The sequence below is a fragment of the Cellulomonas oligotrophica genome, from assembly GCF_013409875.1.
GTDB lineage: Bacteria > Actinomycetota > Actinomycetes > Actinomycetales > Cellulomonadaceae > Cellulomonas > Cellulomonas oligotrophica.
The window spans coordinates 236,886-255,829 of record NZ_JACCBK010000001.1; the positions used below are offsets into that span (position 1 = coordinate 236,886).

An 18,944-nucleotide genomic window follows, 5' to 3' on the forward strand; every position below is an offset into this window, starting at 1 on the left:
TCCCCGCCGTCGTGAACGGCCGGTCCGCACCCTGGTGACCCTGCTGCTGGTGGTCGTGGCGATCTTCGCCTCGATCGCGGCCGGGACCCGCTGGGGCGACGCGTCCTTCACCCCGAACCTCGCGCTCGACCTCGAGGGCGGCACGCAGATCATCCTGCGGCCCGTCCCCGAGGCCGAGGGGAACGTCACCGACGACACCATCGCGCAGGCGATCGACGTGATCCGCCAGCGCGTGGACGCCTCGGGCGTCGCGGAGGCGGAGATCTCCAGCCAGGGCGGCCAGAACATCGTGGTCGCGCTGCCGGGGACGCCCTCGGAGGAGACGCTCGAGCTGGTGCGGACGTCGGCGCAGATGGAGCTCCGGCCCGTCCTCGCCGTCGCCGCACCCACGCCGGTCGTCACCGACGAGGCCACCGAGGAGGCCACGGACGACGCGACCGCCGCCCCGGAGGCGACGGAGGAGGCCGCGGCACCCGCGGACGACGCCACGGCGGAGGCCGACCCGGCCGCCACCGAGGAGGCTGCGACCGAGGACGCGGCGGCCGAGGAGGAGCTCTCCGACGAGCCCACCAAGGACGCGCCCGACAACGCCAGCGACCTTGAGTACTACCTGACGCCTGCGCTGCAGGCCGAGCTCGACGCGTTCGACTGCACGCTCCCGGAGAACCTCACCGGCGGTACGCCCGGTGCGGCCGACGAGGCCGTCGTCACCTGCGACCAGACCGGCTCGACGAAGTTCCTGCTCGGCCCGGTCGAGATCGAGGGCACCGACATCGCCAGCGCGAGCTCCGGCCTGCGCCAGCTCGCGAGCGGCGGCACGTCGAACGAGTGGGTGGTGAACCTCGAGTTCACGTCCGCCGGGACGCCGAAGTTCACCGAGGTCACCACGCGGCTCGCCGCCGCGACCGCACCGCTGAACCAGTTCGCGGCCGTCCTCGACGGGCTGGTCATCTCGGCGCCGTCGGTGAACGAGGTCATCCCCAACGGGCAGGCCGAGATCTCCGGCAGCTTCACGCAGGACTCGGCGGCTGCGCTGGCCAACCAGCTGAACTTCGGCTCGCTGCCGATCAGCTTCGACGTCCAGTCCGAGCAGCAGATCTCCGCGACGCTCGGCTCGGAGCAGCTGCGCAACGGGCTCATCGCCGGCCTGATCGGCCTCGCCCTGGTCGCCCTGTACTCGCTGCTGCAGTACCGCGCGCTCGGCCTGGTGACGATCGCCTCGCTCGTCGTCGCCGCCGTCGTCACGTACGGGGTCATCACCCTGCTGTCCTGGACGCAGGGGTACCGGCTCTCGCTGCCCGGCGTCGCGGGGCTCATCGTCGCGATCGGTGTCACCGCGGACTCGTTCATCGTGTACTTCGAGCGCATCCGTGACGAGCTGCGCGACGGGCGGACCCTTCCCGCCGCCGTCGAGCGGGCCTGGGTGCGTGCGCGACGGACGATCATCGCCTCGGACGCGATCAACTTCCTCGCCGCCGTGGTCCTGTACTTCCTCGCGGTCGGCGGCGTCCGCGGGTTCGCCTTCACCCTGGGCCTGACGACGGTCATCGACCTGCTGGTCGTGCTGCTGTTCACGCACCCGGTGATGGTGCTGCTCGCCAGGACCCGCTTCTTCGGCGAGGGGCACCCGGCGTCCGGCCTGGACCCCCGCCGCCTCGGCGTCGACTCCGCCCGGTACGTCGGTCGCGGACGCGTCGTCGCACCCGGCGAGAAGGCGGGCCGCACGGGCCGCCGGCCGGAGCCGGTCGCGGCCGGTGCGGGCGGGCTCACCATCGCCGAGCGGCGGGCCGCCGAGCGCGCCGCGCAGCCGCCGGAGCCGACCGACGCACCCACCACCGGGCGCCCCGAGGGGAGCGAGCACTGATGGCCAACGGATTCGCCCAGTGGGGCAACGACCTGTACACCGGTCGCCGCTCGTACGACATGGTCGGGCGCCGACGCGTCTGGTACACGATCTCGACCGCCATGGTGCTGATCTCCCTCGTGCTGCTGTGGAAGCCGGGCCTCAACCCCGGCATCGAGTTCCGCGGCGGCTCGGAGTTCGTCGTGTCGGGCGTCGCCGAGCTCGACCAGGAGCTCGCGACCGAGACGGTCACGTCGGTCAGCGCGGAGGAGACGCCCCGCGTCACCTCGCTCGGCCAGTCGTCGCTGCGTGTCCAGACCGCCGAGCTGACCAACGCCGAGGTCGACGCGGTCTCCGAGGCGCTCGCCGAGGCGTTCTCGGTCCCGGCCGACCAGGTGACCAGCACGTACATCGGCCCCACCTGGGGCCAGGACGTGTCGCAGAAGGCCCTGACCGGCCTCGTGGTCTTCCTCCTGCTCGTGACCGTGGTCATGACCCTGTACTTCCGCAACTGGCGGATGGCCGCGGCGGCGCTGCTCGCGCTGTTCCACGACCTCGTCATCACGGTCGGCCTCTACGCGGGGATCGGCTGGGAGGTCACGCCCGCCACGGTGATCGGGTTCCTCACGATCCTCGGCTACTCGCTGTACGACACGGTCGTCGTGTTCGACAAGGTCCGCGAGAACACCGCCGGGACGCTCGACCAGACGCGGTTCACCTACTCCGAGCAGGCGAACCTCGCGGTCAACCAGACCCTCGTGCGCTCCATCAACACCTCGGTCGTCGCGCTGCTGCCGGTGGCGTCCATCCTGGTCATCGGGGCGTTCATCCTCGGTGCCGGCACGCTGCGGGACATCGCGCTCGCGCTGTTCGTCGGCATGCTCGTCGGCACGTTCTCCTCGATCTTCCTCGCGACGCCCTTCGAGGTGACGCTGCGGGAGCGGGAGGCCGCGATCAAGGAGCACACGGCCAAGGTGCTGGCCGGTCGCGCCGCCCGCGCGGAGGACGGCACGGGCGAGCCCGTGGTCGCCGGGGCGCCGGCCGTCGGCGCCCAGCGCCCCGGGACCCACCTGGGGCACGACGCGCAGCCGCGCCGGAAGCGACGGTGAGCGCCGTGGGCACCGCCGGGCGCGAGGCGCTGGCCCGGCGGGTCGACGACCTGCTGCGCACGGTGCCGGACTTCCCGAGCCCGGGGATCCAGTTCCGCGACATCATGCCGCTGCTCGCGGACGCCGCCGCGTTCGCCGAGGTCGTCGCGCACCTGGCGCAGGCCGCGCGGGACGAGCACGGGGGCATCGACCTCGTGGCCGGCATGGAGGCGCGGGGCTTCCTCCTCGCCGCCCCGGTGGCGACGACGCTCGGTGCCGGGCTCGTGCCCGTGCGCAAGTCCGGCAAGCTGCCCGGTCCCGTCGAGCAGGTCAGCTACGCCCTGGAGTACGGCGAGGCCTCGGTCGAGGTGCAGCCGTTCACGATCCGCCCGGGTGCGCGCGTCCTCGTCATCGACGACGTGCTCGCCACCGGCGGGACGGCTGCCGCCACCGTCGACCTCCTCGAGCGCTGCGGCGCGCAGGTCGTGGGCCTGAGCTTCCTCGTGGAGCTCTCGGCCCTCGACGGTCGCTCGTTGCTCGACGGTCGCTCGGTCGACGCGCTCCTCGCGCTCGGCTGAACCCGCAGGACCGATCCGGCCCGGTGCGCCCCGCGCGCCGGGCCGGACCTGCGCCCAGGTGCGGTCGGACCGGACGTAGACTCGGTCGACCAGGTCCACGCGGAGGACCGGGCGACCGACGGCGGGCGCACGGACCGCCCCTCGCGCGTGGCAGGACCCACCGGGAGGGGGCGGCATGAGCGACGACGTGCAGGCCACGGGAGCGCCTGCCGCCCTCGGCGAGAGCACCGACGCGGCGGTCGACCCCGCGACCGGCTCCACGGGGCGGGTCCGGGCACGCCTCGCGCGGCTCTCCGGCCGCTCGGCACCGGCGTACCCGGCGCTCGAGCCGGTGCTGCAGGCCGTGCGGACCAACCACCCGAAGGCCGAGCTCGGCCCCATCGAGCAGGCGTACGTCGTCGCCGAGAAGGCGCACCGCGGCCAGCTGCGCAAGAGCGGCGACCCCTACATCACCCACCCCGTCGCCGTGGCGACGATCCTCGCCGAGCTCGGGATGACCCCGTCGACCCTCGTCGCCGCCCTGCTGCACGACACGGTCGAGGACACCGACTACTCCCTCGAGCAGCTGCGCAAGGAGTTCGGGCCCGAGGTCGCGATGCTCGTCGACGGCGTCACCAAGCTCGACAAGGTGACCTACGGCGACGCCGCCCAGGCCGAGACGGTCCGCAAGATGGTCGTGGCGATGTCGCGCGACATCCGCGTGCTCGTCATCAAGCTCGCCGACCGGCTGCACAACGCCCGGACCTGGAAGTTCGTCGCCGCGTCCTCGGCGGAGAAGAAGGCCCGCGAGACCCTCGAGATCTACGCCCCGCTCGCGCACCGCCTCGGCATGAACACCATCAAGTGGGAGCTCGAGGACCTGTCGTTCGCGACGCTGTACCCCAAGGTCTACGACGAGATCGTGCACCTGGTGGCCGAGCGGGCGCCCGCTCGCGAGGAGTACCTGGCGACCGTGCGCGACCAGGTCGGCACCGACCTGCGGACCGCCAAGATCCGCGCCACCGTCACCGGCCGGCCCAAGCACTACTACTCGATCTACCAGAAGATGATCGTGCGCGGCCGCGACTTCGCGGACATCTACGACCTGGTCGGCGTGCGCGTCCTGGTCGACACGGTGCGCGACTGCTACGCGGCGCTCGGTGCGCTGCACGCGCGGTGGAACCCGGTCCCCGGCCGGTTCAAGGACTACATCGCGATGCCGAAGTTCAACCTGTACCAGTCGCTGCACACGACCGTGATCGGCCCGGGCGGCAAGCCCGTCGAGATCCAGATCCGCACGCACGACATGCACCGCCGCGCCGAGTACGGCGTCGCCGCGCACTGGAAGTACAAGGAGAGCGCGAAGGACGGCACGCCCGACGCCGCCGGCAACGACATGACGTGGCTGCGCCAGCTCGTCGACTGGCAGCGCGAGACCGCCGACCCGACCGAGTTCCTCGACTCCCTGCGGTTCGAGATCGCCGGGTCCGAGGTGTACGTGTTCACCCCCAAGGGCGACGTCATGGCGCTGCCGTCGGGGTCGACACCCGTGGACTTCGCGTACGCCGTCCACACCGAGGTCGGCCACCGCACCATGGGCGCCCGGGTCAACGGGCGCCTCGTCCCCCTGGACTCCCGGCTCGAGAACGGCGACGTCGTCGAGGTGTTCACCTCGCGCTCCGAGACCGCCGGCCCCAGCCGTGACTGGCTCGGGTTCGTCACGAGCCCCCGGGCCCGGAACAAGATCCGGCAGTGGTTCTCCAAGGAGCGCCGCGAGGAGGCCGTCGAGCACGGCAAGGACGCGATCGCCAAGGCGATGCGCAAGCAGAACCTGCCGATCCAGCGGCTCATGTCCCACGAGGCGCTCATCGCGCTCGCGCACGAGATGCGCTACGCGGACGTGTCCGCCCTGTACGCGGCCGTCGGCGAGGGGCAGGTGTCCGCCGCGAACGTCGTGCAGCGGCTCGTGCACTCCCTCGGCGGGGAGCCCGCGGCCGAGGAGGACATCGCCGAGACCACCCGCCCGGGGACCACGACCCGGCGCGTGCGCACCGGCGACCCCGGTGTCGTCGTCAAGGGCGTCGACGACGTGTGGGTCAAGCTCGCGAAGTGCTGCACGCCGGTGCCCGGCGACGACATCGTGGGCTTCGTGACCCGCGGCGCCGGGGTCTCGGTGCACCGGTCGGACTGCATCAACGTCGAGCAGCTGCGGCGCGAGCCCGAGCGCCTCGTCGACGTCGAGTGGTCCCACACCAGCTCGCAGATGTTCCTCGTGCAGATCCAGGTCGAGGCGCTCGACCGGGCGCGGCTCCTCTCGGACGTGACCCGGGTGCTGTCCGACCACCACGTGAACATCCTGTCGGCGTCCGTGTCGACGTCCCGCGACCGGGTGGCGCTGTCGCGGTTCGTGTTCGAGATGGCCGAGCCGTCGCACCTGGCGTCCGTGCTGGCCGCGGCGCGCAAGGTCGAGGGCGTCTTCGACGTGTACCGCATCACGGGCGCCAAGGCGTCCGAGGAGCCCGTCATCCGCGCCTGACGGTGAGGATGTGGGCGAGCCCCGCAGCACCCGCCAGGGTCACAGCCCGGCGAGGAGCCGGGCCGCGCGGGCGACCCCGCGGTGCCCGGTGAACCTGCCGAGCTCGGCCAGCGCCGCGTCGGTGCGCAGACCGACCGCGACGAGCGCCCGCAGCGCCGGGACGGCGGCACCCTCCGGCACCCACCGGGCGACGTCGACGCCCGTGCGCAGGACCGTGGTCACCCGCACGCCCGCGACCACGAGGACGTCGCGCTCGTCCAGGACGGCCTCGGCCGCGCGGCGCAGCGGGTGCGGGTCGGTGCGACGTCCCCCGGAGGGCACGAGCACGTCGACGTGGTCGGGCGGGAGCAGACCGGTGTGCACCCAGGCGGCGGCGAGGCGGCCCACGGTGCCGCGGGCCGGGACCAGCCGGGCGAGGGCGAGCGCCCGACGGCGGTCGTCGGGCACGTCGCCGGCGGTGGCGGCCGCGTCGCCCCACAGCGGCTCCAGCAGACCGTCGCGGTGCAGGCCCACCCAGGCGAGCTGCGACAGGTCGTCGCGGTGGACCACGTCGGGCAGCCGGACGGGGACGGGGCGCAGCGCACGCATCGCCGCCGGCGGGCCGGGGCGGTCGTGGGTCGGTCGCGGGTGCGCCGGGGTCGTGCCGGCCCTGGGGGCGGCGGGCGTCGCGTGCATCGGTCGAGCATGACGCACGTGCGGGGCGCGTGCGTGCGGCCCTGTGGACGCAGGCCTCGCTCCGTCGTGCCGCCCCGCGGCGCCTCGGAGGAGCCGCGGGGACGGCGCTCACGGGAACGGTCGCTGCCTCCCCTCGGACCGAGGAGCTGCAGCGACCGTTCCCGTCTCGTCGTGCCGGGGTCTGCCGGTCAGCCGCGAGCGTCCTGCGCGGCGCGCTGGACCTGCTCGAGCCACGCCCGGCGGGCGTCGAGCGCGGCGCGCGCCTCGGTGATCCGCCGCTGGTCGCCCTTCGCCTCGGCGGCCGCGAGGTCCGCCTCGAGCCCGGCGATGGCCTGCTCGAGCTGGGCGGCGGCGCCCTCGGCACGGGCCCGGGTCTCCGGGTTGGTGCGCCGCCACTGCGCGGTGTCGGCGTCGCGGACGGCCGCCTCCACGGCCCGCAGGCGCGCCTCGACGCGCTGCAGGTCGCCGCGCGGCACGCGACCGGCGGCCTCCCAGCGGTCCTGCAGGGTGCGCAGGGCCCGCTTGGCCGCGTTGAGGTCCGTCACGGGAAGCAGGGACTCCGCCTCGGCGAGCAGCGCCTCCTTGACCTCGAGGTTGGCGCGGTACTCGGTGTCCACCGCGGCGTTGGCGGCGTCCCGGGCGGCGAAGAACGCGTCCTGGGCGGCGCGGAAGCGGGCCCACAGCGCGTCGTCGACCTGCCGGCTGGCGCGCCCGGCGTTCTTCCACTGCGCCATGAGGTCCCGGAACACGCCGGACGTGGCACCCCAGTCGGTGCTGTCGACGAGCGCCTCCGCCTGCGCGACGAGGTCCTCCTTGACCTGCTTGGCCTCGGCGTTGCGGGTCTCCAGCTCGGCGAAGAAGTGCCGGCGCTCACGGTCGAAGGTGGTCCGTGCGTGGCTGAACCGCTTCCACAGCGACTCCTCGGTGGGGCGGTCGATGCGCGGGCCGGAGCGCTGCGCGTCCTTCCACTGCTCGAGGAGCTGGCGCAGCTGCTCGCCCGCCGGCCGCCACTGGATGCGCCCGGGGTCCGTGCCGGCGATCTTCTCGGCCTGCTCCACGATCTGGGTGCGTGCCTCGACCGCGGCCGCCCGTGCGGCGGCGCGCTCGGCCTCGGCCTGGGCGCGCCGCTCCGCGGCCCGCTCGCGCAGGCCGTCGAGCCGGGCGCGCAGCGCGTCGAGGTCGCCCACGGCCGCAGGGGCCTCGAGCTCCTCGGTGAGCCGCGCGAGCGTCTGGTCGATCTCCTTGACCGCGAGGTCGGTGGCCTGGAGCCGCGCCTCGAAGAGCACGACCTTCGCCTGCAGGTCGAGGAAGCGGCGCACGTACAGGCCCAGGGCCTCCTCGGTGCTCGCACCGGGGAACTGCCCGACGACACGCTCGCCCGCGGCCTCGCGGACGTGCACGGTGCCGTCCTCGTCGACCCGCCCGAACGTGGCCGCGTGCGCGGCCTCGGCGGCGTCGACGGGGGGTGCGACGGGCGCCACGGGCGCGGCGGCCGGCGCCGGGGCGTGGGCCGCCGGACGGGGGAGCGGGCGCGGCACGGGGCGCACGGTCGACGGCGTGGGCCGCGGACCGGGCGCCACGGGGGCCGCGACCGGCTCGGCCGGGGCCTCGTCGGCACCGTCCGCTGCTGCCGGGTCCTCGGGCTCGGTCGGCTCGGCGGCGACCGGCTCGGCAGCGGTCTCAAGCTCCGCGGCACCGTCGGTCGTCGCGGCGTCCGCGGGGGAGTCGTCGACGGCTGCGTCCGCGTCCGCGGCGACGTCGGCGGGCTCGGTCTCGGCGGCGGTCGCGGTGCCTGCCACGAGATCGGTGTCGTCCGGCGTCACGGGCGCCGCGTCCTGCCCGTCGGCGTCGGTACCCGCCGCGGGCGCGTCCTGGCCGGCGACGTCGTCAGCCGTCGGCGCGTCGGACGCGGCCTCGGGAGGAAGGCCGCCGGCCTGCACGGCGTCGTCGCTCGACGGCGTCGGGGTCTGCTCGGTCACTGGATCTCCACTCCCTCGATGATGACGTCGGTGACCGGGCGGACGCCGTCCGCCCCGGTCCCCGCGTCAGCGATGGCCTGCACCACGTCCAGGCCGGACGTGATGCGGCCGAACACGGTGTACCCCCCCGCCGCGTCGGACGGGATCTGCGACTCCTCGTAGACGAGGAAGAACTGGCTGCCCATCGACTCGCCGTCGCCGCCCACCCGGGCCATGGCGATGGTGCCCGCGGGGTAGACGTCGTCCGCGGGGGCGTTCTCGATCGGGCCCCACGCGTACCCGGGCCCGCCGCTGCCGGTGGCCGTCGGGTCGCCGCACTGCAGCACGTAGATGCCGCTCGTCACGAGGCGGTGGCACTGCGTGTCGTCGAAGTACCCCTCCTGCGCGAGCGTGACGAAGTTCGCGACGGCCTGCGGGGCGGCGGCGCCGTCGAGCTCGACCTCGACGTCCCCGGCCGTGGTCGTCAGCGTGCCCGACCAGGTGCGGTCCTCGGCGAGCGCGGCCTCCGGCAGGACGCCCCCGTTGCCGGTGCGCGCGGGCAGCGCGGTGGTCGAGGGGGCGGGCGTGGACGTCGCCGCGGGCGTGGCGGCGTCCGTGGCCGCGTCACCCCGGGTCAGCGCCACGGCCGCGACCACGCCGGTGCCGAGCACGAGGGCGCCGACGACGACGCCGGCGACGACCTGCTGGCGCCGACGCTGCGTCCGCGCCGCGGCCTGCCGCGCCACCCACTTCTCGTGACGCCGGCGCTCGTACTCACGATCGCGCTTGCTCGACACCGTTCTCCTCGCATGGTCGACCCAGGGCACGCCCCGCGTGCCTGCGACAGTCTAGGCAGGGCGGAGGTGTCGCCGACCACACGCCCGCCGTGGGGCGGGCGGCGCGTCGCCCCTCGCGCGTCGGGCGCGGGGCCCGGTGCCGGTGCCGGCGCGGTCCGCGTACCGTGCGTCGGGTGCAGATCCACACCGTCGTCGCCCCTGTCTTCGCCACCCGGTGCAGCGTGCTCGTCGCGCCCGACGGCGCGTGCGTGGTGGTCGACGCCGGTGCGGGGGCGGCCGGTCCCGTCCGGCTGCTGGTCGAGCAGCACGGGTGGCGCCCGCAGGCCGTGCTGGCCACGCACGGCCACGCCGACCACGTGTGGGACGCGGCCGCGCTGTGCGACGCGTGGGGCGTGCCGCTGGTGCTGCACGCCCGGGACGCGTACCGCCTCGACGACCCGTTCGGCACGCTGGGCGTCCTGGACCCCCGCGACCCGGCGGGCCCGCTCACGGCGGCCCTCGCCGCGGCCGGCGCCGACGTCGGGTCGTGGACCGTGCCCGCGCGCGTCGAGCCGTTCGGCGGCGACGAGCCGTCGGGGCGCACGGCGGACGTCGACCTCGACCTCGGCGGGGTGCGGCTGCGCGCCCGGCACGCCCCGGGGCACACCGAGGGGTCGACGCTCTACCTGCTCGACGGTGTGCCCGCGGCGGCCGGGGCCCCCGTCGTGCTGTCCGGCGACGTGCTGTTCGCCGGCGGCGTCGGCCGCACCGACCTGCCGGGAGGCGACGCCGCGACGATGGCGCAGACGCTCGCCCAGGTCGTGGGCGCCCTGCCGCCCGACGCGCCGGTGCTGCCCGGCCACGGGCCGGCCACCGACGTGCGCACCGAGCTCGCGACCAACCCCTGGCTGCCACGCTGACGCCGCACGTCGCCCGCCGCCGTCCCGACCGGGGGCCGCGGTTCGCGACTGCCGCGCGTTCAGTTGAGGACGCCGATCCCCACGTTGAGCGTCGTGGCGAAGGCGACCCACGTCATGTACGGACCCAGGAGCCACGAGGCGAGCCGGTCGTGGCGCCAGAACGCCACGGCGGTCGCCACGAGCACCGCCTCGAGCGCCACGATCACGACCAGCGCGACCCACACCAGGCTCCCGGAGAAGAAGATCGGCGTCCACGCCGCGTTCAGGCTGAGCTGGGCGACCCACAGCAGCAGGGCCGGGCGCGCGTGCGCGAGGCCGCCGACGCGCCACACGCGCCACGCCGCGACGGCCATCAGCACGTAGAGCACGGTCCAGGCAGGCCCGAACACCCAGTTCGGCGGGTTCCACGGGACCTTCTGCGCGTCCGCGTACCACCCGTCGACGGCGCCCTGCGTGGACAGCCCGCCCACGGCACCCACCGCGAGGCACGCGACGACGAGCGTCACGAGCACGAGCACGGAGCGGGCCCCGCGGCGCGGGGCGGGGCGGGCGTCGGTGGCGGGTCCGGCGGTGGTCGTCATGCCCCGACCCTGCGCCGCGGGCGGCGGACCGGCAACCGGGCGCCTACGGTGGCCGGGTGACGCGGACCACGCCCCACCCGCCCGCACCGTCCGACCCCGCGGCGGGGCGGTACGTCGGGCACATCGCGGGCCTCGGCACGGCCTCGGGCACGCGCCTGGTCGTCGGGCGGTGGGGGTCCTCGCCGCTCGGGGCGTTCGCCGACGTCATGGTCGAGCGCGGCGACGGCACCCGGCTGCTGCTGGCGCCGCGCGACGACGTCGCCGCCGTGGTGGCACGGGCGTACCGCTTCGACGACGTGCGGGTGGTGCCGGTCCACGTGCACGCGGACCGGTGGGCGCGCACCTGGACGGTGCTGGCGGGGCCGCTGGCGGTGACCCTCGTCGTCGGGCCCCGCACGCCCACCGGGCACCTGCTCGGGCTGCTGCCCCGGCCGCTCGCCGCCTCCACCCTGCTCGCCACCGTCGCCGACCCGGTCGCCCGCCTGCTGCTGCCCGGCGTGCGCACGCACGGCACCGCCGGCGGCGGGCTGCGCGAGTGGTACGGCGCGAGCGACCAGCACGCCGTCGTCGAGGCCGACGCGCGCTGGGACGGCGAGCCCCTCGGGCCGCTGGCGGACGTCGATCCGCCCGTGCGGTTCGGCTTCTCCTCGTCGCCGCCGCGTCCCTCGGTGACCCGCGTGACGACGACGCTCGCACCGGTCCGCGCCGGGCGGCGCGCTGCCCGGGGGAGCGTCGCCCGGGGGAGCGTCGCCCGGGGGAGCGCTGCCCGCGCGACCGGCACGGGTGACGCCCACTAGGATCGACCGGGCGTCCGACCGGGCGCCGACCGCCCGACCGAAGGACCGCGTCCCGTGCTCCGCACCCACACCGCCGGCTCGCTGCGAGCCGAGCACATCGGCACCACCGTCACCCTCACGGGCTGGGTGGACCGGCGCCGCGATCACGGCGGGGTGGCGTTCGTCGACCTGCGGGACGCGTCGGGCATCGCCCAGGTCGTCATCCGTGACGAGGCGGTCGCGCACGGGCTGCGCGCCGAGTACGTGCTCCAGGTCACCGGCGAGGTCGGCCGGCGCCCCGACGGCAACGAGAACACGAACCTCGCGACCGGCGAGGTCGAGGTCGTCGCGCACGAGGTCGTCGTGCTCAACGAGTCCGCGCCGCTGCCGTTCCCCGTCTCGACGTCGCTCGACGAGCAGGTCGGCGAGGAGGCGCGCCTGCGCCACCGCTACCTCGACCTCCGACGCCCCGCGCCGTCGCACGCGCTGCGCCTGCGCGCCAAGGCCAACCAGGCCGCCCGCCGCGTGCTCGACGCGCAGGGCTTCGTCGAGGTCGAGACCCCGACCCTCACGCGCTCGACGCCCGAGGGCGCCCGCGACTTCGTCGTCCCCGCACGCCTGGCCCCGGGCAGCTGGTACGCGCTGCCGCAGTCCCCGCAGCTGTTCAAGCAGCTGCTCATGGTCGGCGGCCTCGAGCGGTACTACCAGATCGCCCGCTGCTACCGCGACGAGGACTTCCGCGCCGACCGCCAGCCGGAGTTCACCCAGCTCGACGTCGAGGCCAGCTTCGTCGACCAGGACGACGTCATCGCGCTCGCGGAGCAGGTGCTCGTCGCGCTGTGGGACCTCATCGGCTACACCGTGCCGACGCCGGTGCCGCGGATGACGTACGCCGACGCCATGGAGCGCTTCGGCACCGACAAGCCCGACCTGCGCTTCGGCCTCGAGCTGAGCGACCTGACGGCGTACTTCGCGAGCACGCCGTTCCGGGTGTTCCAGGCGCCGTACGTCGGTGCGGTCGTCCAGCCGGGCGGCGCGGCGACCCCGCGGCGCGGGTTCGACGCGTGGCAGGAGTGGGCCAAGCAGCGCGGCGCCAAGGGCCTGGCGTACGTCACGGTCGGCGAGGACGGCGAGCTCGGCGGTCCCGTCGCGAAGAACATCACCGAGGAGGAGCGGGCCGGGCTGGCTGCCGCCACGGGGGCCTCGCCCGGCGACGCGATCTTCTTCGCCGCGGGCAAGCCGTCGGAGGCGCGTGCGCTGCTCGGCGCCGCCCGCCTGGAGATCGGCCGGCGCGGCGGACTCGTCGACGAGGACGCGTGGTCGTTCGTGTGGGTGGTCGACGCCCCGCTGTTCAAGCCCACGGGCGAGGACGACGACGTCGCCGTCGGCGGTGGCGCCTGGACCGCCGTGCACCACGCGTTCACCTCGCCCACGCCCGAGTGGGTCGACCGGTTCGAGGAGAGCCCCGGCGAGGCCCTGGCGTACGCGTACGACATCGTCTGCAACGGCAACGAGATCGGCGGCGGCTCGATCCGTATCCACCGCCGTGACGTGCAGCAGCGCGTGTTCGAGGTCATGGGCATCGGTGCGGAGGAGGCCCAGGAGAAGTTCGGCTTCCTGCTCGACGCCTTCGCGTTCGGCGCGCCGCCCCACGGCGGGATCGCGTTCGGCTGGGACCGGATCGTCGCGCTGCTGACCCGCTCGGAGTCGATCCGCGAGGTCATCGCCTTCCCCAAGTCGGGCGGCGGCTACGACCCGCTCACGGGTGCGCCCGCCCCGATCTCCGTGGAGCAGCGCCGCGAGACCGGCGTCGACGCGCGCCCCAAGGTCGTGGCCCCCGCCGCCGCGCCCGACCAGGGCGCCGACGCGACCCGGTGAGCACGGGCACGACCCCCGCCGCCGCGTCGGACCACCTGGTCCGGCGCGGCGGCGACCTCGTCGCCCGGCTGCCGCTGCGGTGGCGCACGGACCGGTGGCTCCTCGACGACCGTGAGCGGTGGCCGGACGCGCACGTGCTCGGCGACGACGGCGCCCTGCTGGTCGTCGGCACCGGCCCGCGCGGCACGACGCTGACCGGTCGCGGGGACCCCGCCCGCGTCGGCGCCCTCGTCGGCACCTGCCTGCCGGGCGCCCCTGCTCCCGGCACCCCGGTCGGTGGCGAGGTCGCGCTCGCGGGCGTGCGGTCCGCCGTGCGGTCGGGCGTCGGGTGGGTGACCGTCCCGCGGGACACCGACCTCGACCCGTGGGCCGACGCCCTCGGCGTCGCACGGTTCTCGAGCTGGGACCGCATGTCCACGTCGTCCGCGCCGCCGGCCGTGCCCGGCGAGGGCGACGTGGTCCGGCTCGAGGCCGACGCCCACGGCGACGTCGTCGCGTGCCTCGCCGTGGCGAACCCCGGCACGAGCGCACGGCCCGGCAGCGCCGACGACGCCGCGTGGTGGGGCGTGCGTCGCGACGGACGTCTCGTGGGCGTCGTCGGTGCGGCGCGCCGGCCCGGCGCACCGGGCGGGCGCGGGTCGTGGCACCTGCACGGTCTCGGCGTGCTGCCCACCGAGCGCGGTCGCGGCCTCGGTGCGGCGCTCACCGCCCGCGCCGTGCGGGACGCGCTCGGGGCCGGTGCGGACTGGGTGTCGCTCGGCATGTACGCCGACAACGCCACCGCCCGGCGCCTGTACGAACGCCTCGGGCTGGTCACGGACGCGCGGAACGCGTCATGGGCGCCGCACGGCGTCACGCAGGTGCCTGCGCACCTGGCGGCCCCGCGGGGCGCCTGACCGCACCGGTCCATCCGGAGACGGCCCGGAGGCCCGTCCGACCCGCGGTCAGCGCAGGCGGACGAGCGGGTCGCGCAGGCGCGCGAGCCAGGCCGCCCCCCACCAGCTCTGCCCGGCCAGGACGGTCGTCGCGGCCGGCAGGAGCAGGAGGCGCACGACCGTCGCGTCCAGGAGGACCGCGGCAGCGAGGGCCACGCCGATCTCCTGCAGGACCACGAGGTCGGCGACGACGAGGCCGCCCAGCAGCGCCACGAGGACCCCGGACACCGCCGTCAGCAGCACCCAGGACCTGCGGCGGGCCACCCGGGCGGCGACGTCCGTCCGCCGGCCCGCCTCGTGCAGCTCGGCGATGCGGGCGAGCAGCGCCATGCCGTAGCCGGCGGACAGCCCGAACGCCACCGGGGCGGCGATCGCGAGCGCCGACGTCTCGACGCCCCCGGTGGCCGCGGGGCCCAGCAGCGCGTCGAGGCGACCGGTCTGGAAGACCACGACGAGGGCGCCCGCGCCGGCCAGGGCGACCAGGGTGCTCGTGCCCAGCGCGGCGACCGACAGCGTGACCGAGCCGGTCGCGAGCAGGAGCAGCGCGAGCGTGACGACCGCGACGGCCGCCGCGGCCAGGGGCGCCCGGGCCTTGAGCATCTGCGTGACGTCCGTCTGCTCCGCGGCCTGCCCGACGACCCAGATCTCGAAGGGGGCGTCGAGGGCACGGACGTCGCGCACGACGCGCTGGGCGACGGCCCCGCCGGGGTCGGTCGACGCCGGGCGCACCCCGATCACCACGTACGAGCCCATGGTGGTGGGGGCGTCCACGGACGCGACGGCCTCGAGCGTGGCGACCTGCTCGGCCCAGGCCTGCGCCTGCTCGAGGTCCGTCTCGGCCACGACCGCCACGGCGGGCGACGACGCCGCGGGGTAGCCCGCGGCGAGGGCCTCGAGGAACGCCCGCTGCGTGGCCGTGGCCGGCAGGAGCTCGGTGCCCGACACGCGCAGGTCCACCCGGGACGCCGGCGCCACCAGCACGCCCAGCAGGAGCATGCAGCCCGCCACCACCCACCAGGGGCGGCCGCGCACCTGCGACCGCACCGCGGACACGCGCGGGTCGCGGGCGCGCTGCACGGCGCGGGCCCGCAGCGTGCGCACCCCGGGCAGCGGCCCCAGCACGCCGGGCTGGACCAGGCGGCGGCCCAGCACCACCAGCAGCGCCGGCACGAGCGTGAGCGCGGCGGCGGCCGCGACGAGGACCACGAGCACGACGACCACGCCTGCGGCGGCCAGCACCCGCGGACCCAGCAGCAGCAGACCGCTCACGGCGACCGCGAGGACCGCCGCCGAGCACGCCACCGTCCACCCGGCCGTCGCGGTGGTCCGCTCGACGGCCTCCGCCACGGCGCCGTCGCCGCGCCGACGCCGCGACCCGGCACCGTCGTCCTCGTCCACCAGGTCGTGCAGCTCGTCGAGGAACCGGTGCACGACGAGCATCCCGTAGCCCAGCGACAGCCCCAGCGCGAGCACGGCCGCGACGGTCACGACGGAGGCGTCGACGTCCGTGACGGCCGCGACCACCCAGAGCGCCGCGAGCCCCACGGCGAGCGCGACGGCCGCCGCGGCGAACGGGATCGCGGCCGCGAGCAGGCCGCCGAGGACGAGGAGCACCAGCACCGCGGCGACGGGCAGCGTCAGCAGCGCCCCGGTGCCCAGGTCGCGCCCCACCTCGACGGTGAGCTCCTCCTGGACGAGGTGGTCGGCACCCACGATCCCCGTGGCGCCCGGGGCGACGGCGGCGAGGTCCTGGGGCAGCGTCGTCAGCCGGGCCGTGACGGCCTCCAGCGACGCCTCCTGCGCGCCCTCCCCGAGGTCGGGCGCGAGCTCGACGACCACGAGGAACCCCTGCCCGTCGAGGGCCAGGAGCGGCGCGGCGGCCGGGTTCGTGATGCCGTCGGGCAGGCCGAGCGGGTCGTACACGCCGACCACGCCAGTGATGGCGGCCAGCGCCGTGCGTGCCGGGTCGAGCGCGTCGTCGAGACCCTCGACGGTCGGGTCGACGCCCTGCACGACGAGCGTGACGCTCGGGCCCGACGTGCGTGCGTCCGCCAGGACCTGCGCACCCTGCGCGGACTGGGAGCCCGGCGCGACGGGCGTGGCCGTCGTCACGCGGCCGAGCGCGCCGTCGCCGACGACGCCCCCCGCCAGCGCGACCCCCAGGACGGACAGGACGAGCCACGCGACGACGACGATGCGCGGGTGGAGGGCCACGGTGCGGCCCAGGCGTGCGAACACGCGCGCCATCGTCGCAGGTCGCCGGGCGTGCGCGCACATCTGCACCCGTCGGTGCAGCCGGCACGGCGTGGCGCCCCGCCCCGACCGGTCCGCACCGCCCCGGCGCCCGGGACCGTCGGACGGCGCGCGTAGGCTCGCCGCCATGGACCTGTTCGACGCGGTGAGCACCTCCGCGCACGGCGTCCCCGCACCCGGCGCCGGCGCCCCGCTCGCGGTCCGCATGCGCCCCCGCACCCTCGCGGAGGTCGCGGGCCAGGGGCACCTGCTCGTGCCCGGCTCGCCGCTGCGCCGGCTCGTCGAGCCGACCGACGACGCCACGCGCCGGGCGGCGCCGTCCTCGGTCGTGCTCTGGGGCCCGCCGGGCACGGGCAAGACGACCCTGGCGTACCTGGTGGCCAGCACGTCCGGGCGCCGGTTCGTCGAGCTCTCGGCCGTGACGGCCGGCGTCAAGGACGTGCGGGCCGTCATCGACGACGCCCGCCGGCGGCTCGCGGGCGACGGCACCGAGACCGTGCTCTTCGTCGACGAGGTGCACCGCTTCACGAAGGCGCAGCAGGACGCCCTGCTGCCCTCCGTGGAGAACCGGTGGGTCACCCTCGTGGCGGCCACCACGGAGAACCCCTCGTTCTCCGTGAACTCACCGCTGCTGTCCCGCTCCCTGCTGCTCACCCTCCAGCCGCTGACCACCGACGACGTGCGGACCCTCGTGCAGCGCGCCGTCGCCGACGAGCGCGGGCTGGCCGGGTCCGTCGTCCTCACCGAGGACGCCACGGACCACCTGCTGCGCCTCGCGGGCGGCGACGCGCGCAAGTCCCTGACGATCCTCGAGGCCGCGGCCGGGGCGGCGCTCGGGGACCGGCCGGTCACGGTCGACGACGACCCCGCGGACACCGAGCCGGCGGTGATCGACCTGCCGACGGTCGAGCGGGCCGTGGACGTCGCGGCCGTCCGCTACGACCGGGACGGCGACCAGCACTACGACGTCGTCAGCGCCTTCATCAAGTCGGTCCGCGGCTCCGACGTCGACGCCGCGCTGCACTACCTGGCGCGGATGGTCGCGGCGGGGGAGGACCCCCGGTTCATCGCCCGCCGCATCGTCATCTCCGCGGCCGAGGACGTCGGCATGGCCGACCCGAGCGCCCTGCAGACCGCGGTCGCCGCGGCCCAGGCCGTCGCGCTCATCGGCATGCCCGAGGCGCGGATCATCCTCGCCGAGGCCGTCGTGCACCTGGCCACCGCACCGAAGTCCAACGCCGCGTACCTCGGCATCGACCGCGCGCTCGCGGACGTGCGCGCCGGGCGCCTGGGCCCGGTGCCCGCGCACCTGCGCGACGCGCACTACGCGGGCGCGAAGCAGCTGGGCCACGGGGCCGGCTACCGGTACGCGCACGACGAGCCGCACGGGGTCGCGCCGCAGCAGCACCTTCCGGACGAGCTGGTGGGCACGCGCTACTACGAGCCGACGGACCGTGGGTACGAGCGGTCCGTCGGCGAGCGCCTCGCCCGGGTCCGCGCGATCCTCGACGACGCCTGACCGGGGCGAGGGGTCCCCGGCTCGGGGCCGCCGTCGAGGTCGCCCGTCCAACTGTCGGACACGGACGTCACGGGGCTGCTTGACTGCAGGTGTCCGTCACCGGGGGCCGTCACTGACGTGGCACTGCCGACGGCACTCCTCCTCCGGCGACCCGTACCGATGCAACGGAGCACCAGTCATGTCCCGACAGCGCCTCATCTCCTCCGCCCTCGCCGCCCTGCTGGCCGCGGGGCTCGGCCTCGCCGCCGCCGCCCCCGCCTCCGCGGCGTACGGGCCGTGCAACGCGCACGACGCCCGGGAGACCACGAGCGTGCCGTTCTCGACCACGAACAACACCAACAACTGCTACCTGGTCCAGGGGAACACCGGCACGGGCGTCCGCATGCTGCAGACGGCCCTGCGTGGCTGCTACGGCCAGGCCATCACCGTCGACGGGATCTTCGGAGCCGCCACACGGGCGGCCCTCGTCAACGCCCAGCGGCGCATGGGCGTGACGGCGGACGGTGCCTACGGACCCAACACGCACAACGCGATGCTGTTCCAGGGGTACGGCAACGGCAACGGCACGCCGTTCTGCGCCAAGGCCGTCTACAAGGCCTGACGAGCACCGCCGGTCGCCGGGGGCTGGATTTTCGCTCTCGGCGCCCGG

The 18,944-nt window shown here is 75.7% G+C and carries 15 protein-coding genes; 10 read left to right on the forward strand and 5 right to left on the reverse strand.

From position 1 onward, the window contains the following. Positions 1-34 precede the first annotated feature (34 nt). From secD to BKA21_RS01080, 4 genes are all read left to right on the forward strand, one after another. Positions 35-1,864: a protein translocase subunit SecD gene (gene secD / locus BKA21_RS01065; RefSeq protein WP_239072778.1), complete on the forward strand. Its 1,830-nt coding sequence runs from the start codon at positions 35-37 to the stop codon at positions 1,862-1,864. After that, a complete protein-coding gene (gene secF, locus BKA21_RS01070) occupies positions 1,864-2,952 on the forward strand; it encodes a protein translocase subunit SecF (protein ID WP_140459019.1) in 1,089 nt (362 codons plus the stop codon). The genes secD and secF overlap by 1 nt, the downstream gene beginning before the upstream one ends. Beyond that, entirely contained in the window at positions 2,949-3,509 is a 561-nt protein-coding gene (locus BKA21_RS01075; protein ID WP_140459018.1) for an adenine phosphoribosyltransferase, read from the forward strand. The genes secF and BKA21_RS01075 overlap by 4 nt, the downstream gene beginning before the upstream one ends. 175 nt (positions 3,510-3,684) lie before the next feature. Then, a complete protein-coding gene (locus BKA21_RS01080; protein WP_140459017.1) occupies positions 3,685-6,024 on the forward strand; it encodes a RelA/SpoT family protein in 2,340 nt (779 codons plus the stop codon). A gap of 39 nt (positions 6,025-6,063) precedes the next feature. Here the strand turns inward: BKA21_RS01080 and BKA21_RS01085 are convergent, their stop codons facing one another. From BKA21_RS01085 to BKA21_RS01095, 3 genes are all read right to left on the reverse strand, one after another. Then, positions 6,064-6,699, reverse strand: a complete 636-nt coding sequence (locus BKA21_RS01085; RefSeq protein ID WP_140459016.1) for a hypothetical protein — start codon at positions 6,697-6,699, stop codon at positions 6,064-6,066. Between the two features lie 188 nt (positions 6,700-6,887). Beyond that, positions 6,888-8,678: a DUF349 domain-containing protein gene (locus BKA21_RS01090; RefSeq protein WP_140459015.1), complete on the reverse strand. Its 1,791-nt coding sequence runs from the start codon at positions 8,676-8,678 to the stop codon at positions 6,888-6,890. Next, positions 8,675-9,454 carry a peptidylprolyl isomerase gene (locus BKA21_RS01095; RefSeq protein ID WP_140459014.1) on the reverse strand — a complete coding sequence of 260 codons (780 nt, stop codon included), beginning with the start codon at positions 9,452-9,454 and terminating at the stop codon, positions 8,675-8,677. The genes BKA21_RS01090 and BKA21_RS01095 overlap by 4 nt, the downstream gene beginning before the upstream one ends. Before the next feature lie 173 nt (positions 9,455-9,627). Here BKA21_RS01095 and BKA21_RS01100 point away from each other — a divergent pair, with 173 nt between their 5' ends. Beyond that, a complete protein-coding gene (locus tag BKA21_RS01100; RefSeq protein ID WP_140459013.1) occupies positions 9,628-10,353 on the forward strand; it encodes an MBL fold metallo-hydrolase in 726 nt (241 codons plus the stop codon). Positions 10,354-10,412: 59 nt separating this feature from the next. Here the strand turns inward: BKA21_RS01100 and BKA21_RS01105 are convergent, their stop codons facing one another. Beyond that, positions 10,413-10,934 carry a TspO/MBR family protein gene (locus BKA21_RS01105; RefSeq protein ID WP_140459012.1) on the reverse strand — a complete coding sequence of 174 codons (522 nt, stop codon included), beginning with the start codon at positions 10,932-10,934 and terminating at the stop codon, positions 10,413-10,415. Positions 10,935-10,990: 56 nt separating this feature from the next. On the opposite strand from BKA21_RS01105, the gene BKA21_RS01110 reads away from it, so the two are divergent. Genes BKA21_RS01110 through BKA21_RS20070 form a run of 3 tightly spaced genes read left to right on the forward strand, consistent with a single transcriptional unit; the run spans position 10,991 to position 14,484 of the window. After that, entirely contained in the window at positions 10,991-11,731 is a 741-nt protein-coding gene (locus tag BKA21_RS01110) for a hypothetical protein (protein ID WP_239072779.1), read from the forward strand. Positions 11,732-11,785: 54 nt separating this feature from the next. Then, a complete protein-coding gene (gene aspS, locus BKA21_RS01115) occupies positions 11,786-13,588 on the forward strand; it encodes an aspartate--tRNA ligase (protein WP_140459011.1) in 1,803 nt (600 codons plus the stop codon). Further along, positions 13,585-14,484: a GNAT family N-acetyltransferase gene (locus BKA21_RS20070; protein ID WP_140459010.1), complete on the forward strand. Its 900-nt coding sequence runs from the start codon at positions 13,585-13,587 to the stop codon at positions 14,482-14,484. The genes aspS and BKA21_RS20070 overlap by 4 nt, the downstream gene beginning before the upstream one ends. A 48-nt stretch (positions 14,485-14,532) precedes the next feature. Here the strand turns inward: BKA21_RS20070 and BKA21_RS01125 are convergent, their stop codons facing one another. Beyond that, the gene (locus tag BKA21_RS01125) at positions 14,533-16,770 is read right to left on the reverse strand and encodes an MMPL family transporter (RefSeq protein WP_140459009.1); all 2,238 of its coding nucleotides are present in this window, start codon (positions 16,768-16,770) and stop codon (positions 14,533-14,535) included. 133 nt (positions 16,771-16,903) lie between these two features. On the opposite strand from BKA21_RS01125, the gene BKA21_RS01130 reads away from it, so the two are divergent. Both BKA21_RS01130 and BKA21_RS01135 read left to right on the forward strand, forming a co-directional pair. Further along, positions 16,904-18,295 carry a replication-associated recombination protein A gene (locus tag BKA21_RS01130; protein WP_140459008.1) on the forward strand — a complete coding sequence of 464 codons (1,392 nt, stop codon included), beginning with the start codon at positions 16,904-16,906 and terminating at the stop codon, positions 18,293-18,295. A 178-nt stretch (positions 18,296-18,473) separates the two neighbouring features. After that, positions 18,474-18,896: a peptidoglycan-binding domain-containing protein gene (locus tag BKA21_RS01135; RefSeq protein ID WP_140459007.1), complete on the forward strand. Its 423-nt coding sequence runs from the start codon at positions 18,474-18,476 to the stop codon at positions 18,894-18,896. Positions 18,897-18,944: the final 48 nt, after the last annotated feature.

Excerpts from the sequence above, each read along its gene's own strand:
- BKA21_RS01080 (WP_140459017.1), top strand. The coding sequence starts at position 3,685 with ATGAGCGACGACGTGCAGGCCACGGGAGCGCCTGCCGCCCTCGGCGAG.
- BKA21_RS01125 (WP_140459009.1), bottom strand. The coding sequence starts at position 16,770 with ATGGCGCGCGTGTTCGCACGCCTGGGCCGCACCGTGGCCCTCCACCCG.
- BKA21_RS01105 (WP_140459012.1), bottom strand. The coding sequence starts at position 10,934 with ATGACGACCACCGCCGGACCCGCCACCGACGCCCGCCCCGCCCCGCGC.
- BKA21_RS01135 (WP_140459007.1), top strand. The coding sequence starts at position 18,474 with ATGTCCCGACAGCGCCTCATCTCCTCCGCCCTCGCCGCCCTGCTGGCC.
- BKA21_RS01130 (WP_140459008.1), top strand. The coding sequence starts at position 16,904 with ATGGACCTGTTCGACGCGGTGAGCACCTCCGCGCACGGCGTCCCCGCA.
- BKA21_RS01085 (WP_140459016.1), bottom strand. The coding sequence starts at position 6,699 with ATGCACGCGACGCCCGCCGCCCCCAGGGCCGGCACGACCCCGGCGCAC.
- secF (WP_140459019.1), top strand. The coding sequence starts at position 1,864 with ATGGCCAACGGATTCGCCCAGTGGGGCAACGACCTGTACACCGGTCGC.